We start from the raw sequence: 15,952 nt of genomic DNA, 5'->3' as shown, positions 1-15,952 counted from the left end.
ATGCCGGCGCGGCGGTGCGTGCCCTTCGCCAATATGCCCGATTCCTCCCCTGCCGAACTGACCCGGCCGTCCGCTCCCGACCCGTCTCCTGCCGTGCCCGGCGCGCGCCGCGTGGAGCACGCCGCGCGCGCCACCATGGCGCTGTTCTTCGTCAACGGCGCCACCTTCGCCACCTGGGGCGTGCATATCCCGACCATCAAGGCCCGCTTCGGCCTGTCCGACGCGGTGCTCTCGCTGGCCATGCTGGCGGTAGCCGGCGGCGCCATCGCGGCGATGGGCCCGGTGGGCCGCTGGGTAGCGCGCGCCGGCAGCGCCCGCGCCAGCCGCGCGAGCGGGCTGGTCTACGCGGCGGCCACGGTGGCCATCCTGGCCATGCCGGCATTCGCCCTGCTGATCCCCGCGCTGATCGCCTTCGGCATGGCCAACGCGGCCTTCGATGTCGGCATGAACGCGCAGGCCGCCACGGTGGAGAACAGCCGCGCGCGGCCCATCATGTCGGCACTGCACGGCATGTTCAGCCTGGGGGGCATGGCCGGCGCCGCGGCCGGCGGCCTGCTGATGGGCCTGGGCGTGCCGCCGCTGGCGCATGCCGCCGGCATGGCGCTGCTGACGGCAGCGGTCACGGCCGGCGTGGCGCCCCGGTTGCTGGAGGATCACCCGATGCCGCCGCCGTCCGCCCACCACCGCGACCATGCGGTGCGCGCGCTCTGGCTGCTGGGCCTGATGGCCTTCCTCGGGCTGGTTGGCGAAGGTGCGATGTACGACTGGACCAGCGTCTATATGCGCGAAGTGGCGCAGGCACCGCAAGCATGGATCAGCGCCGGCTACGCCGCCTTCTCGGGCGGCATGGCGTGCGGCCGCTTCGGCGGCGACCGCCTGCGCGCGCGCTGGTCGGACGCGCGCACGCTGAAGATCAGTGCCTGGGTCGCCTTCGCCGGGATCGCGCTGGCGCTGCTGTGGCCGTCGCCGCGGGCGGCGCTGGCCGGCTTTGCGCTGATGGGGCTGGGGGCGGCGAACATGGTGCCGGTGTTCTTCGTGGCGGCCTCGCGCCTGCCGGGCGTGGCACCGGCCGAGGCGATCGCGCGGGTCGCGCGCTTCGCCTACGTGGGCCTGTTGCTGGGGCCGGTCATCATCGGTGGCGTGGCCCACGTCAGCAGCCTTCGCTACGGGCTGGGCGTGGTCGCCATCACCATGGGCTGGATCGCGCTGGTGGGCGCGCGGCTGGCGCGGCCCTACCTGGGCGCAAGGAAGCAGCCGGCCAGGTAGCCGGCCGCCCGTCAGGCCGCCGCCCCGAGCGCGGCCGGGGCGGATGCGCCCTGCCCCTCGAACACGAAGGTGTCCATCGCCAGCACGCCGTAGGTGACATCGTCGGCCACGCGCGCCACCCCCGCGGCGGGCTGCCCGGGCCGCGCGCCGTCACGCGGCCCCAGCGCCGCGCCCAGCGCCACGAAGAACGGCAGCAGGTGTTCGTCGGTCGGGTGGGCACGGCGGGCATATGGCGCCTGCGCGCGGTAGTCGGCAATGCGGGTGGTGTCGCCGCTGGCGAGCGCCTCGGCAAGCGCCTCGCCCATCCAGTCGCGGAACGCCTCCACATATGACTCGGCCACCTCGCCGTGCTGCTCGCGCCGCCCGCCGGGGCCGAACACTTCCTGCAGGTTGTGGGTAAAGCTGCCCGAGGCCATCACCAGCACACCCTCGTCGCGCAACGGCGCGAGCGCGCGGCCAATCTCGATCTGGGCCGCGGGCGGCAGGTAGGGGTTGAGCGCCAGTTGCACCACCGGTACGTCGGCCGCGGGGAAGAAATGCCGCAGCGGCATCCATGCGCCGTGGTCCAGCGGGCGATCCTCGTCCTGCAGCACCACCGCGGCGCCAGGCACGTGCGCCGCCTCGACCAGGGCCTTGACGCGGCCGGCCAGCGCCGGCGAGCCGGGCGCGTTGTAGCGCAGTTCGTAGAGCGCGCGCGGGAATCCGCCGAAGTCGTGCCAGGCCTCCTGCCGCTCGCGCGTGCCGACCACCAGCGTGCTGTAGATCCAGTGCGCCGAGATCACCAGCACCGCGCGCGGCTGGCGCGCGCGCAACTGCTCGCCGAGCGCGTCGAGCGCGGCGCCGCTGGGGCCCGGCTCGAGCGCGAGCATGGGAGAGCCGTGGGAAACGTAGATGGCGGGAAGCATGATGTCTGCCTTCTGATCCATTGATACATCCGAGTGTGACAAAACGCGGCGGCGCTGGCAGCGGCCATTTGCGGACTCCTCCATCAAAAAACTTGAAGCCAGCGTGCATGGACCGCGCCGGCTAACGTTGGGTGCCCCACACAACGCTTTAAAGATCCCGGCACTTCCCCGGCAATCGGCTTATGATGGCAAGCGTGGGGTCCGGCACGGCTCCGGCAAGCCCCGCAACCCGCAACCTATGGTGACGACGCGCGCCCCGGCGCGTCCGGTTGGAGAACATCGTGGTCAAGCGCCCCGCCCGCAGCCCGAGACTGCCCCATGCGAACTGGTGGCAACCGGGTGTGTATGCAAGCGGACCGGCCGTGCTCCTGTGGATCGCAGCCCGCATCCCGGCTCCCTGGCTGGCCGGCTTCCTCAACTTCCCCGCTGCCACCGCGCTGCTCAATCACTGCGGCGATACCCTCTTCGTGACCGGCTGGCTGGCCAGTGCGCTGTGGCTGTGGCTGACGCGCAAGCGCGATCCCGCCGAGAGCGCGCCGCGCCACGTCGCGCAGGACAATGCCACCAAGCCCGGCGATCACAGGCCGCACCGCGCCGGCTGACGCCGCGGCGGGCAGCGCCGATCCGTCCTTGCCGCGCCCGCCGGGAACGCCACGCGCCGTACGGGTGTAACCTTGGGGCCACACGCAAGGGCCGGTCGCGCGCCGGCCCGTTTTTCCTGGCCGGCCGCCCGATCCCTTAACATGTTGCCTTTCAGTCCCCGCCGCATGCTGTTGCGCGCACGCGGACCGCAAGCCTGTTCCTTATCGCACCAGAAGCATCAGACGCATCATGCAAGCCAACACAGCAACATCCCCGATCCCGGATATCTCCAAAGCCCAGCGACGAAAAGCCATCCTGGCCGCCACCATCGGCAACGGCCTCGAATGGTTCGACTTCACGGTCTACAGCTTCTTCGCGCTCATCATCGCCAAGCTGTTCTTCCCCACCGGCAATGACCTCACCTCCTTCCTGCTGACCGTCGCCACCTTCGGCGTGGGCTTCTTCATGCGCCCGGTCGGCGCCATCGTGCTCGGCGTCTACGCCGACCGCGTTGGCCGCAAGGCGGCGCTGACGCTGACCATCCTGATGATGGCGCTCGGCACCGCCATCATCGGCCTGGCGCCCACCTATTCGTCGATCGGCCTGTGGGCACCGGCGCTGATCGTGCTGGCCCGCCTGATCCAGGGGTTCTCGGCCGGCGGCGAGGTCGGCGGCGCCACCGCCTTCCTGATCGAGCACGCGCCCGACGAAGAGCGCGGCGCCTACGCCAGCTGGCAGCAGGCCAGCCAGGGCATCTCCTTCATGCTGGGCGCGGCCATGGGCGCACTGGTGATCAACGGCCTGGAGCCGGAGCAGATCGACGCCTGGGGCTGGCGCATCCCGTTCCTGTTCGGCCTGCTGATCGGCCCGGTCGGCATGTACATCCGCTCCCACCTGGAGGAGCCGCCCGCCTTCGAGGTGCGCCGCGCCGAGCGCAAGGCCAGCAAGGTCAAGTTCTCGCCGCTGACGCAGGTGCTGCGCGACCACCCGCGCGAAGTGCTGGCAGGCCTCGGCGTGACCATCCTGTGGACGGTCTGCACCTATGTGCTGGTGTTCTACATGCCGTCCTACGCCAAGCAGCAGCTCGGCCTGCCGCTGGGCGCCACGTTCCAGTCCACGGCCATCTGCGGCGCCATCATCCTGGTGCTGTGCCCGCTGATGGGCATGCTGTCCGACCGCGTGGGCCGCAAGCGCATGCTGGGCACCGTGGCGCTCATCATCGGCGTGCTGGCCTACCCGCTGTTCCACTGGCTCAACGTCTCGCCGACCACGCAGACGCTGCTGATGGTGCAGGTCATCCTGGGCATCCTGCTGGCTGCCTTCACCGGCCCCGCGCCGGCGGTCCTGGCCGAGCAGTTCCCGACCGAAGTGCGCTCCACCGGCCTGTCGCTCGCCTATAACTTCGCGGTGACCATCTTCGGCGGCTTCGCCCCGCTGATCGTGACCTGGCTGATCACCTCGAGCGGCAGCAAGCTGGCACCCGCCTACTACGTGATCGCCGCCGCCGTGGTGAGCTTCATCGCGCTGCTGTTCATGCACGACCGCACCGGCAAGCCGCTGCAATGACGGCCGCGCCGGCGCCGGATTGCGCCGGCGAGCCATGAACGGATAAAAAGAAGCCAACCGCGAGGTTGGCTTTTTTTTCAGGGCGGCGGATCGCGGGCGGGCGGCGCCGCCCCGAGCGAGCGCAGCAACCGCCAGGCCATGAAGCCGAGCACGCCCACCGCCACCAGCAAGGCGCCCCACAACACCAGGCGCCGCGTATCGGCGGACACCGCCGCGGACTGCGGCGAGGCCGTCATGCCCGCGATATGCGCGTTGCCGATTACCGGCGCGGGACCGGCGAGCAGTTCGTCGCGCGCAACGCGCCCGGGCTCCGGCGCCGTCCCCTGCGCCTCGCCCACCGCCAGCGAAAACGGCGCCGCGCCGCGCGCAACAAAGGTCAGCACGGCTGGCCGCCAGCCCAGCGCCAGCTCCGGCATGCCGCTGCCCAGGCCGCCACTGCGCCCCGCTACGCTCAGGCGCCAGAAACGGTCGGCATTGCGGCTGATCGCCAGCGGCGCATTTTCCTGCTCGGTACCGCCGGCGCCCGCCAGGCGAAAGAGTTGCATGCTGCTGGCCAGGCGCCAGGCCGATTGCGCATCGGGGCGCGACCACAGCGTGGCCTGCGCCACGGTATTGGCCTGCGGCAGGCGGATGCGCACGCGCTCGGCGGGAAAGCGGCCGCCGCTGTCGAACAGGTACTCGTCGCCGGTTCCCGCCTGTGTGGCGACGATACCGTCGCGCCATTGCAGCGACAGCGGCGGCGGCGCGCTTGCCGCCACGGTTTCGACCTGTACGCGCAGCGGGACCGGCGGCGTGCCCAGCCACTGCAGCCGCAGGTAACGCGCGCGCACGCGCGCAAGCGTCACGCGGTCCTGTGTGAGCGTGCTGCCGTCGCGCGTCAGGCGCAGCAGTTGCGCCGTGCCCGCGCCCTGCCATTGCTGCAAGTCGTCGCTCGTGGTCACTTGCACGCCGCCCTGGAAGTCGCCTTCGGGCAAGCCGATCACCACCGCGCTGGCCGCCGCGCGCAGCTGGCTCAGATCCAGCAGCCAGGCCGCCGGCTTGCCGGCGGGCGGCGGCGGGCTGGCCGCGCGCAGCGCGCCGTCGCTGCCGATCACCACGCCCATGGGCGCGCCCTGGACCGGTGCGCGCGCCGCCGGCAGCGCGAACCACGGCACTTCGTGCAGCGTGCGCACTTCGGCGGGCGCCTCGGCCGGCAGCGCCAGCGCATAGGGCAACAACTCGCCGGCGCCGTTGCGCACGCGCAGGTCGCCGAGTCCGCCTTGCCGCGCGTGGGCGTAGACGCTGGCATCCAGCGTCACCGCGTAGTACGCCGCGGCGCCTTCGGTGACCAGCGCGAAGCGCTCGGCCCACGCCAGGCCCGGGGCCAGCAGCRCCACGACGGCGCCCAGGAGCAGCGCCTTGGCCGGCCTGCCGGGGCCGGGGGAAAACCGTGTCATGCGGCCTCCTTCGCCTTCGGCGGCAAGGGCGAGAAATAGCCGATCAGCAACAGCAGGACGCCCACGCCGATAAACGAGATGATCCGCTCGATGCCCTTGACGAAGGACAGGTCGAGCAGGAACAGCTTGATCACCGTCACGCCGAGCAGCGCCCCGCCCACGAACCACAGCACGCGCGTGCCGCGCCGGGTGGCCGCCACCATCACGATCAGCGCCAGCACGGTCCAGAACACCGACAGCGAGGCCTGCACCAGCGTGGATGCGCCCAGCTCCTGCAGCGTGTAGGGCACGCCGGACCAGTGATGAAGCGTGCGCAGCAGCATCGCGTTGAGCCAGACGAAGAGCGTGGCCGCGGCGATGCCCCTGAGCCCGTCAGCGTACGGCTCCACCGGCATGCCGATGCGCCGCGCCCGCGCGAGCCACAACATTGCCACGCCGTAGACCAGCACCTGCACGAGATCCAGCGGATTGAGCAGCGGCACGCGGCCGAGGGTGGCGCCGGCCTGGGTCAGGTTGGCGTACAGCGTCCACAGCCACATCAGCACCACCAGGGGCGCCGAGGCCACGGCAAACAGGCGCAGCAGGCTGTCGCGCCGCGCCCAGACCATCCCGGCCAGCGCGAACGCGCTCCAGCCCGCCAGGAAGACCAGTTGCAGGTTCAGCGAGCGCAGTACGTCCGCCACGCCATAGCCGATGCCGAAGTGATGATGCAGGGTGCGCAGCAGGACCGCGTTGAACCACAGGAAGGCGGTGGCCAACGCGGCGTACTCCAGCACGCGCGGGCAGCCGGCCAGCCCCAGCGCGGCAAGGCGGCGCAACCACAGCACCAGCGCCAGCGCGGCGAGCAGCTGCGCCACGTCGAGCGGGTTGAGCAGCGGCAGGTAGAACAGCGGGGCGGCATCGCCGTCGCTGGCCACGCTGGCCACGCTCCACAGCCACAACAGCGCCGCCAGTGGCGCGGCGCCCCACAGCAGGTAGGCGCGCGCGAAGCGGGCCACCGGCCAGCGCAGGCGCCAGCCCCAGGCCGACAGCAGCGCCAGCAGCGCGCCGTAGCCGTAGGCCCACGCGCTCCAGCTCCACGCGCCTTCCGGCACGTAGGCGCGCAAGCGCCAGTAGCCCTCCGTGGTCAGCAGCATGCACAGCGTCCCGAACAGCAGCGCATGGTGTGGCGCCAGCAGCGCATCGGGCACATCGTCCTGCAGGCGTCGCAGCAGCACGTAGGTCGCAGCGAAGACCGCCAGCCAGGCCAGCGCGCCCGTGCCGGCCAAGGGCGAGGCCAATCGGGCCGCGCAGCTCAGCGCTGCCAGCACGGCCAGCAGCGGTGCCACGGCCAGCGCCGGCATGCCCGCCAGCGGCCATGCCAGGCCGCGCCGCGCCAGGTGCGCCAGCCATCCGCCGAGCGCCACGAACAGCGCCAGCAGCTCCAGCAGGGCCCGCGGCTGCCAGCCTCGCTGCATGTGCCAGTGCAGGATTTCGGCCACGCCGCCGCCCAGCCACCACAGCAAGCCCCAGCCGGCCGCCGCCAGGCCCAGCGGCGCGCACGGCGCGTACCAGGCGCGTGCCTCGGGCCGTCCGTGCAGGCGCCAGCCGCTGAAGATGCCTGACCCGGCCAGCAGCAAGGTGCCGATATAGCGGCTGTTCAGCACAGGCCACTCCAGCCGGGCGGTCTCGGACAGGCTGCCCGCGGCGAAGGCCATGCCGCCAGCCAGTTGCAGCAGCAAGCCGCTGGCCAGCGCCAGGCGGCGCTGCTGGCGCACGCCCAGCCACACCACGGCGGCGCCCTCCACCGCCCACACCGCGCTGGTGGTGCGCCCGTCGAAAGCCAGCGGCACGGCCAGCGTGGCAAAGATGACGCCAAGCGCCAGCATGGCCTCGAACAGCAGCCCCAGGCGCTCGCGCCGCGCCGACAGCCATGCGGCCAGGCCGAGGTAGAAGGCCGCCAGCGCGACCGCGCTCCATGCCATGGCAAACGGGATATTGCGCACCAGCGCGGCCTGCAGGCCCATCGCCAGCAGCGGCGTGCCGAACACCAGCGTGCCGTCCACGTAGTCCTTCAGGCTGACCTGCCGGCGCAGCGCATAGAGCAGCGCGATGCCGGTGTACATCAGGAAGAACAGGATCAGGAAGGGCTCGGTGCTGGCCAGCAGCGCGGGGCGGTAGTTGAACGCGCCCCATGCCGTGCCGATGCCGAAGGTGAAGGCAAAGCCGAGCAGGTTGAGCTGGCGCCAGGCGCGGAACCAGGCAATGGCGAAGATGCCGGCGTTGAGCAGCGCGTAGTAGCTGAACAGCATCACGTGGCTGCCGCCGCCGGTGGAGATCAGTACCGGGGCGAGAAAGCCGCCGGCGCTGCCCGTGAATGCCAGCACTGCCGCGTTCTGCAGCACCGCCAGGCCGCCGRCCAGCACGCAGATCGCCACCAGCAGCGGGAAGGCCGCCGCCGCCGGCAGCAGGCCATACAGCTTGGTGGCGGCGAACACCGTGAGGTACAGCACGCCCACGCCGCCGCCCTGCAGCACCAGCGCGTAGGTGGCGCGGCGCTCGCGCAGGAGCCAGCCCATCGCCAGCAGCGCCACCGCGCCGGCGGCCACGCCGGCAAGGCGGAACTCCACCGGCAGCATCGCGTTGTCGGACGCGTACTTGAGCAGGAAGGCTACGCCGAAGAACAGGATCAGCACGCCGACCCGCACCACGCTGTTGCCGCCGAGCAGCCAGTCGCGCGCGGCAGACAGCGCGCGCTGGACAAAGTCCGGCTCCTGCGGGCCGAGCGGCGTGGAGAGCGGCGGCGCGGGCGGAACCACCGCCGGCGATACCGGCGGCTGTGCGACCACCGGCGGCACCGGGATCGCCGCGGGCATGGCAATGGATGGTGGCGCTGCCGCCGCGGCCGGGACAGGGACCAGGACAGGGACCCGGACCGGCATCTCGCCTGCCTCGGTCGCGGACGAGGAAGGCTGCGCAACCGCCGGGTCCTGGAGCGCTTGCGCGCCCGCCGCGCCGCGCAGCTGCGCCAGCTCACCCCTGAGCGCGGCCAGTTCGCGCTCGAGGTTGGCCACGCGCGCCGCCAGCGGCAGCGGCGCCTGGCCGGCAGCGTCCTGCGTGGCGCCCTGCGCAGTGCCTGCGGGAATCTCCCACGCATCGCCCGGCGCGCGCGGCCGCGCCGGCCGCTCGCTCACCAGCCAGCCAAAGCCGAAGCCCAGCACGGCGCCCGTCAGGGCGCCCCCGAAGCCGGCCGCCACCGCGCCCAGCACCATGCCAATCACCGCGAAGATCCAGCGCATCAGTTATGTGTCGCCTTACAGGTTGACCAGGGGTTGATGCAAGATGAAGCGAAGCGAGCCATTGGGGTGCCCGGCGCGGCCGGCAGGGCCGTTCAGTCCTCGTCGTCGCTATGGATATTGATGACGTGGCGCGCCTCGAACCACAGCGGCATGCCGGGTGCCATTTCCTCGGTGCAATAGGGCTGGTTGTCGAGATCGCCGCTGTAGAGGCCGCCCTCTCGCCCGGTGACCACCACCCACATGCGCTCTACGTGCTGCTCCTCGCGGTCCTGCTCGTCGGTGGTGAGGATGCGGAAGATCAGCTTGACGATCTGGCCGGGCTGCAGCGCCTGGCGCTGCTCCAGCGGCGGGAGCCAGAAGGTTTCGGGATAGGCCGCGGCGATGGCGTCGCCATCGTCGAGCTGCCAGCCGTCTTCTTCCAGAGTGGCTAGTCGTTGTTCCATGTCGGTGTCGTGCATTGATGGGTTTAGGGGTTCGCACCCTCGATGGCACATCGTATCAAATGCCCTCATCGTGCATCACTGGCATGCGTCGCGGACACGACAGGCCACGCCGGCGGCCTTAAGATGACGCCTCCAAGGAGAAAAGCCAAGATGCCTGCCAAGAAGGAAGCCACCACGCCAGAACGCCAGCGCTGCGGCTGGTGCGGGACGCTGGAAGACTACTGCCACTATCACGACACCGAATGGGGTTTCCCCGTCGACGACGACCGCCGCCTGTTCGAGAAACTTTGCCTCGAAGGCTTCCAGGCCGGCCTGAGCTGGCTGACCATCCTGCGCAAGCGCGAGGCGTTCCGCCGCGGCTTTGCCAATTTCGATATCGAGAAGGTGGCGCGCTTCGGCGAGAAGGATATCCAGCGCCTGCTGGGGGATGCCGGCATCGTGCGGCACCGCGGCAAGATCGAGGCAGCCATCAACAACGCGCAGCGCGCCCGCGAGCTGCTCGAGACCGAGTCTTCGCTGGCAGCCTATTTCTGGCGCTTCGAGCCGGAACCGGCAAGCCGGCCCAAGGTGCTGACACCCGAAGTGCTGCGCACCATGGCGATCTCGCCGGAATCCACGGCGCTGTCCAAGGACCTGAAGAAGCGCGGCTGGCGCTTCGTCGGCCCCACCACGATGTATGCGCTGATGCAGGCGATGGGGCTGGTCAACGACCACCAGGACGGCTGCACCACGCGCGAGCAGGTGCTGCGCGCACGCAAGACGTTCAAGGTACCGCGCTGAACGGGCACCGGGCGGACCTGAGGCAGACGTAAACGCGGGGAGGCCCTGGCGACAGACGTATACGTCGTTTCGCGAGGCAGGCTGACGCGTATACGTTCACCCCGCCCGCCTCCGCAATGGTTGCCTTAAGTCTTTCAGTATTGTTTACGTATACATAAATAGTAGTAGTAGGTAAACGCACCCATTTCCCGTGGATAAGCTGGTTTTCCCCTTTCGATTCAGTGACTTGCAGGAAAGATAAGTCATAGGGGAATACCCCTATGACTCGGGATATCTTTGTGCGTATACGTGAAGTGCTCTTGGCGCCACGAAGTTGTACGTATACGTCCCACAGCCCACCCCCAGCCAGGCCACAGCTTTCCGGCCCACTTATCCCCAGGACGAGGCGTGGTTATCCACAGTCGCAGCCTTCTGAAGTCCTAACATCCGCCGCCGAAAACGCTGAATCCACTGGCAGCCCACCGGGACCGACGGCGCATCGTGACCGGCGCCGCCGGCTGAGCCCCCGCCCCTGCCTGTGTTGCCCGCCGGCCAACCTTTGCGCAGCGCACCTGTCTGCGAACTTCCAACATGTGGCCGCCGCCAAGTGGCGGCGCATCCCCATTCGCGCCTCCGATCCGTTGCGGCGGGGATGGCACGGTCCATGCGGTCAGAGCATCAGGCGCGGGGCCGATGCCCGCCCTCCCGTCCCCGGGGCCCCAGGCCCCTTCGGAGAACCGCAAATGAAGATCCAATGCCCCGAGCGCCCAGAGAGCCATGCCGTCCCGCGGCTGCGCGTGGCATTGCGTAAACTGCGGCGCGCGGTGCTCCTGGTTCGGGTGCTCGGAATGTGCATGCAAAGCATCGCCTTCGCCCCGCCCGCGGCGCAGGCGGGCCCTGCGCTCACGCCCGACCAGGCCCAGCCGCCGGGCTACCTCGAAGCCGTTTCCACCGGCTACGGCAACGGCCGGGCGTTCAGCGCGCCCGAGGGCATCGCTGCCTTGCGCTTGCCGCGCGCGGTTGCCCCCGACGCGCGCTCGCCCTCGGTGCCGTCCCCGCCGGCACCGGCACCCGCCGCCACCCCGGTGATGCCCGTCCCGGGCAAGCCGAGGCGTGCGCAGTGACGATGGCGCCGCGGACCGCGCCGCATGCCCGGCAGTCGGTACGCACTCGCACGAACGCGCGGCCGCGCCCGGCGCGATTCTCCTGTTCAGAAGTGCGCGAACGCCTACACTGAAAGAGCCCCTAGCTGCCCGGTGGAGGACAATGTGACGCTTGCGCCTTACGTTTCCGCCTTGCTTGCCTTGCCCCTGTTGGGGCTGGCCGGCGCGGCCCATGCCCAGCCGACGATGCCCTCTGCCGCCAGTGCAGCGGTGAGCGACGCCATTTCCACTGCAGTGCAGCGAGGCGAGACGCCTTACCGCATGCCACCCACGGTCGCCAGCGAAGATGGCGAGTCCCTGCGCGTCGCATGCGCCGGGCTGTTGCAGAAAATCCGCACGGCGCAAGCGCAGCAGCCCCTGGTCGGCACCCGGCGCAGCATCGAGGCAACGCCCGGACTGACCAGCCCCAGCGCCGCCCGCGAGTCTGCGATCCATGCGCTGGAGTCCGACTACCGGGCGCGATGCACGACGGCCCGCGAAGGCGGCTAGCGACGCGGCCGCTGGCCGCGTGGTCGCACCCCCGTTGAAGAAGGCCAGCCGCCCGCGGCTGGCCTCGGTATCTGATGGTTGAGGGAGTCGCTGCCCCTCAGCCAAAAGCCGTACGCATAAATCATCCCGGCGCCGATGATTTCCGACACGCTTCCTGCGTGGCCACCGGACTCGGCGCGCGCCCCCCCCGTATCCACGACAACCCGGCCAGCCGGCTGCCGACCGCGCCACCGGCACTCCGCTAGCCAGGACACAGCAGCTGCGGCTGCGGCTGCGGCTGTCGCAACAACACACTTCGGCGGTACATCAACCCCGCGCCACGGGATGTATCGGCCATCGTCCTCATACCTTCCCGACACATCTTCCGGCCCGCCCTGAGCGGGCGGCCAGCGCTGCTTCCCGGCAGGTCCTCGCAGGGCCGCGCGCCGCCGCATCCCGAGCGCGGCAACGCTGCCGCGCCTGCCGGCTGCGCGCATTAGTTTCATCCACGTGACAAAGCCATGGCCATGCGGCTTAGACCTCGTCCCACTTTCGGCTAGGCCGTCTAATGCTTCTGGTCACTGTCGCTATGGGACGTATTCGCCAAATAATGCTCCGCACAAATAGGAAAAAACAGCAGGAAAGAGCGAGCGAGAAAAGTCATGGCGAGCACCCGAATGACCCGGCAGACCGCCCTGGCGGCAGCCGCGGGATAGAACAAATAAGCATCAGGAAACAAGTCCGCCGCAGTGCACGGCATTGCAAGGCGAGACGGTATTGGATGGGAATGACAGGGCGTAGCGCGCGACGAGCCGGTGGCGCCCTGGTATCTGGTTGAGTTTCAGCAAGGACATGTTTCGGTCGGCCGGCCTGGCCCGTTGCGTTGCGACGGTGCCTTCCGGCCGGCTGGGTGATGCCCGTCTCTCAGGTTGCATCGCAATGGCGCCGGCAAGGATATGTCGCACGCCAAGGGAGACGTTTTGCTTGTCGTTAGCAGTGCAATCCGGGGGAGTAACCGTGAACGCATCCCAGCAGAGTCGCAAGCGATTGCGAACCACGCTCAAGACCACAGCCGTGCTATTGGCCCTATTCGCCCGCGAACATTGCGCCGCAGAAGCCGTGCGGCAGGCAGCGCCGCGTCCGCAGCCGGCAGCCCGGGTGGAACAGCCGGCGGGGGCCGGGGAGAAGGATCAGACCCGGGAGCGCATCTTCGGCCTGGCCGAGGGTGGCTCGCCGAAGCTGGCGCTGGAACAGGCAACGGCGCGTCCGGACGTATTCGCGCTCCGCGACCTGCTGCTGCTGGAGCATCTTGTCGTAGCCCAGCAGATCCGTTGGGCACGACAGCAGGCCAGTGCTTCCAATGACCAGGACCGCCTGGTTCCGGCCGATGGTGCGCTCGCCGCGGCCGATTCGCTGCTGGCCCGGGTGGAGGCGCAAAAGGGGGACGATTTCAACGGCGTGCGGCGCACCGTCCAGGCCGACCGGCTGACTGCCTTGTCGGTGCGCGGGCGCATGAAGGAAGCCGCCGCGCTGTACGAGCAGCTCTCGCAGACGAACGAACCGTTGCCGGCCCCGGCCTACGTCGCCGCGGGCGATGCCTACGCCTATCTCGACAAGCCCGACCTCGCCGCGCGTGCCTACGAACTGTCCCTGCAGACGACGGTCGAGCCGCTCAAGGAAACCACCGAGCCCTACGCGCTATCGCTGCCGACGGTGCAGGAGAGCCTGTTCTTCGCCTACCTTGACCAGGGGCACTACGAAGCGGCGCGTGACCTGGTCGCGAACATGGCGCGCAACACGCCGGCGCACGACGAATTGTCGGAAGACGCAGACAAGACCAATCCGCAATACGGGCGGGTCAAGAAGCTGCAGGCGCAATACCTGCTCTATACCAATCACGTGCATGAGGGCGTGCAGGCGCTCGATGCGCTGCGCAAGGACGCGCCGTTCGACCCCTCCTTGCTGACCGCGCGCGCCGACGGCTCGCTGGTCCTGGAGCGCCCGTACGCCTCGCAGAGCATCTACCGCCAGGCCCAGGCCGACCACCCCGGCGATATCGAAAGCCTGGTGGGCATCGGCAAGACCGCGCTGGAGCTGCATCAGTATGACCAGGCCAACGCGGTCGCCAAGGTGTTCGATGGCAATTTCCCCGACAACAACAGCGTCAAGAACTTCCAGCGCGAGTACCACGTCTACGAGCGCCCGCAACTGATCATCGACGCCATTGGCGAACGCGGCAACGCGGCGCTGGCGGATCACGCCTGGGGCGTCGACACGCGGCTGTACTCGTCGCCGCTGGCCGACTACTGGCGCGTCTTCGCCCACCAGTACTCCGCGCGCGGCGATACCGGCGATGGCCTCAGTGTCAGCCGCATACGCAACGGCATGGGCGGCGAATTCCGGCGCGACGGCTGGGAAGCCTCGGCGGAGGTGCATCGCTCCACCGGCGGCCAGGCCAAGACCGGCGGCACGGGCACGCTGGCCTTCCAGCCCACGGACCGCTGGCGCTTCGGCGCCGGGGTCGACTCCGACGACAACACGCTGCCGCTGAAGGCGTACCAGGCTGGCGTCACCGGCCGCTCGGCCAACGCAAGCGCGCGCTTTTCGCAGGACGATCAGCGCTATTTCAACGTGCTGTATGGCGCGTCCCGCTACAGCGACACCAACCTGCACCAGCAATGGCTGGGCACCTGGTACGAGCGGTTGCTGAACCAGCCGCGCCACCAGGTGTCGATCTGGCTGGATGTCGGCACGAGCAGCAACACGCTGGACGGCACCGCGTACTTCAATCCGCGGCGCGACTACGTCGCGCAACTGCGCACCATGTACCAGTGGACGCCGTGGCGCTACGCCGAGAAGTTGTTCAGCCAGCGCGTGTACGTCACCGCGGGCGGCTACCGGCAGGACGGCTTCGGCGACAGCATGCTGTGGGAAGCCCGCCTCGAGCAGTACTGGCGGCTGGGCCGCAAGGCTTCGCTGACCTACGGCATCGGCGTCGGCAGCCGCCGCTTCGACTCCAATCGCGAGACGACCAAGCTGATCTACCTCAACCTCAACGTTCCCCTATAGGCCATCATGAATAAGCTGAACCGCCGAAAATTCATCGGGCTTGCCGGCGCGCTGTCGGTCACCCATAGCGTCCATGCCGCCTATGGGCTGTCCCTGCTGCCGCCGGCGGACCGGGACGACGGGCTGACCTTCCGCGTGCTGGCCTTCCACGATATTCGCGACGACCTGCGCGCCGATGTGGGAACCGTGGCCGACACCTGTGCCATCAGCACCGCCACGCTCAACAATATCTTCGCCTGGCTCAAGGGCAACGACTTCCATCCGGTCAGCGTCGAGCAGATCGTCGCCTCGCGCAACGGTGGCCCGCGGCTGCCGCCGCGCGCGGTGCTGCTGACCTTTGACGATGCCTACAAGAGCCAGTACACCAAGGCCTTCCCGCTGCTGCGTCAGTACAACTATCCTGCCCTGGTGGCCGTGGTGTCGCGCTGGACCGGCACGCCGCAGGAGGACCCGGTGCGCATCAGCCACAAGTCGGTGATGGCGCCGGGCTATTTCATGAGCTGGGAAAACCTGCGCGAAATGGCGGAATCCGGGCTGGTGGAAATCGCCTCGCACACCCACGACATGCACCACGGCGCCGTGGCCAACCCCCAGGGCAATGAATTGCCCGCGGCCAGCGCGCACCTCTACTTTGCCGACCTGAAGCGCTACGAGACCGACCAGGAATACGAGAGCCGGGTCGGAGGCGACCTGAAGAAGTGTTCCGACCTGATCCAGGCCAACACCGGCATCCGGGTGCGCTCGATGGTATGGCCGTATGGCATGTACAACGCCGCGCTGATCGGGGCATCGCACAAGCTCGGCATGAGCGTGCACTTCACCCTGGACGACGGGCCCAATACGCCCGACGTGCCCTTGACCAAGGTCCGTCGCCTGCTGGTTTCCTACGACTGGGATGCCGGCGTCATGATGGGCCAGTTCCGCCAGCAATCGGCCTACCGCGGCGACAACCAGCCGGTCGAACGGGTGGTCAACGTCTCGCTCGACGATGTGTACGATCCCAACCCGGACCGGCAG

General features: G+C 69.4%; 12 protein-coding genes. 8 read left to right on the top strand and 4 right to left on the bottom strand.

What is annotated here, in order from left to right; translation table 11 throughout:
* Positions 1–135: 135 nt before the first annotated feature.
* Entirely contained in the window at positions 136–1,266 is a 1,131-nt protein-coding gene (locus AC1DO7_RS12930) for an MFS transporter (RefSeq protein WP_441613057.1), read from the top strand.
* A gap of 11 nt (positions 1,267–1,277) precedes the next feature.
* On the opposite strand, the gene AC1DO7_RS12925 is transcribed toward AC1DO7_RS12930, so the two are convergent.
* Positions 1,278–2,171, bottom strand: a complete 894-nt coding sequence (locus AC1DO7_RS12925) for a dioxygenase family protein (protein WP_441613056.1) — start codon at positions 2,169–2,171, stop codon at positions 1,278–1,280.
* Positions 2,172–2,452: 281 nt separating this feature from the next.
* On the opposite strand from AC1DO7_RS12925, the gene AC1DO7_RS12920 reads away from it, so the two are divergent.
* Together AC1DO7_RS12920 and AC1DO7_RS12915 are read left to right on the top strand one after the other, a co-directional pair.
* The gene (locus AC1DO7_RS12920; protein ID WP_441613007.1) at positions 2,453–2,773 is read left to right on the top strand and encodes a hypothetical protein; all 321 of its coding nucleotides are present in this window, start codon (positions 2,453–2,455) and stop codon (positions 2,771–2,773) included.
* Positions 2,774–3,002: 229 nt separating this feature from the next.
* Positions 3,003–4,319 (top strand): MFS transporter, encoded by a 1,317-nt coding sequence (locus tag AC1DO7_RS12915; RefSeq protein WP_441613006.1) that lies wholly within the window; start codon positions 3,003–3,005, stop codon positions 4,317–4,319.
* 77 nt (positions 4,320–4,396) lie between these two features.
* Here the strand turns inward: AC1DO7_RS12915 and AC1DO7_RS12910 are convergent, their stop codons facing one another.
* The 3 genes from AC1DO7_RS12910 to AC1DO7_RS12900 form a co-directional block, all read right to left on the bottom strand.
* Complete coding sequence (locus tag AC1DO7_RS12910) at positions 4,397–5,755, bottom strand: DUF3999 domain-containing protein (RefSeq protein WP_477116209.1); 1,359 nt, start codon at positions 5,753–5,755, stop codon at positions 4,397–4,399.
* A complete protein-coding gene (locus tag AC1DO7_RS12905; RefSeq protein ID WP_477116208.1) occupies positions 5,752–9,033 on the bottom strand; it encodes a DUF2339 domain-containing protein in 3,282 nt (1,093 codons plus the stop codon). Before AC1DO7_RS12905 ends, AC1DO7_RS12910 begins: the two co-directional genes overlap by 4 nt.
* A gap of 92 nt (positions 9,034–9,125) precedes the next feature.
* The gene (locus AC1DO7_RS12900; RefSeq protein ID WP_441613002.1) at positions 9,126–9,476 is read right to left on the bottom strand and encodes a DUF2314 domain-containing protein; all 351 of its coding nucleotides are present in this window, start codon (positions 9,474–9,476) and stop codon (positions 9,126–9,128) included.
* A 150-nt stretch (positions 9,477–9,626) separates the two neighbouring features.
* On the opposite strand from AC1DO7_RS12900, the gene AC1DO7_RS12895 reads away from it, so the two are divergent.
* The 5 genes from AC1DO7_RS12895 to pgaB form a co-directional block, all read left to right on the top strand.
* Entirely contained in the window at positions 9,627–10,256 is a 630-nt protein-coding gene (locus AC1DO7_RS12895) for a DNA-3-methyladenine glycosylase I (protein ID WP_441613001.1), read from the top strand.
* An 833-nt stretch (positions 10,257–11,089) separates the two neighbouring features.
* Positions 11,090–11,359: a hypothetical protein gene (locus AC1DO7_RS12890; RefSeq protein WP_441612999.1), complete on the top strand. Its 270-nt coding sequence runs from the start codon at positions 11,090–11,092 to the stop codon at positions 11,357–11,359.
* Positions 11,360–11,503: 144 nt separating this feature from the next.
* Positions 11,504–11,887, top strand: coding sequence for a hypothetical protein (locus tag AC1DO7_RS12885; protein WP_441612998.1), 384 nt, complete (start codon positions 11,504–11,506; stop codon positions 11,885–11,887).
* A gap of 996 nt (positions 11,888–12,883) precedes the next feature.
* On the top strand, positions 12,884–14,935 hold the full coding sequence (gene pgaA / locus AC1DO7_RS12880; RefSeq protein ID WP_441612997.1) for a poly-beta-1,6 N-acetyl-D-glucosamine export porin PgaA: 2,052 nt from the start codon (positions 12,884–12,886) through the stop codon (positions 14,933–14,935).
* A gap of 6 nt (positions 14,936–14,941) precedes the next feature.
* Positions 14,942–15,952: poly-beta-1,6-N-acetyl-D-glucosamine N-deacetylase PgaB (gene pgaB / locus AC1DO7_RS12875; protein ID WP_477116207.1), on the top strand; the 1,011-nt coding region annotated here is incomplete at its 3' end.

The organism is Cupriavidus sp. 05N40 (assembly GCF_056397305.1).
This window is presented reverse-complemented; position numbering and strand designations above follow the sequence as displayed.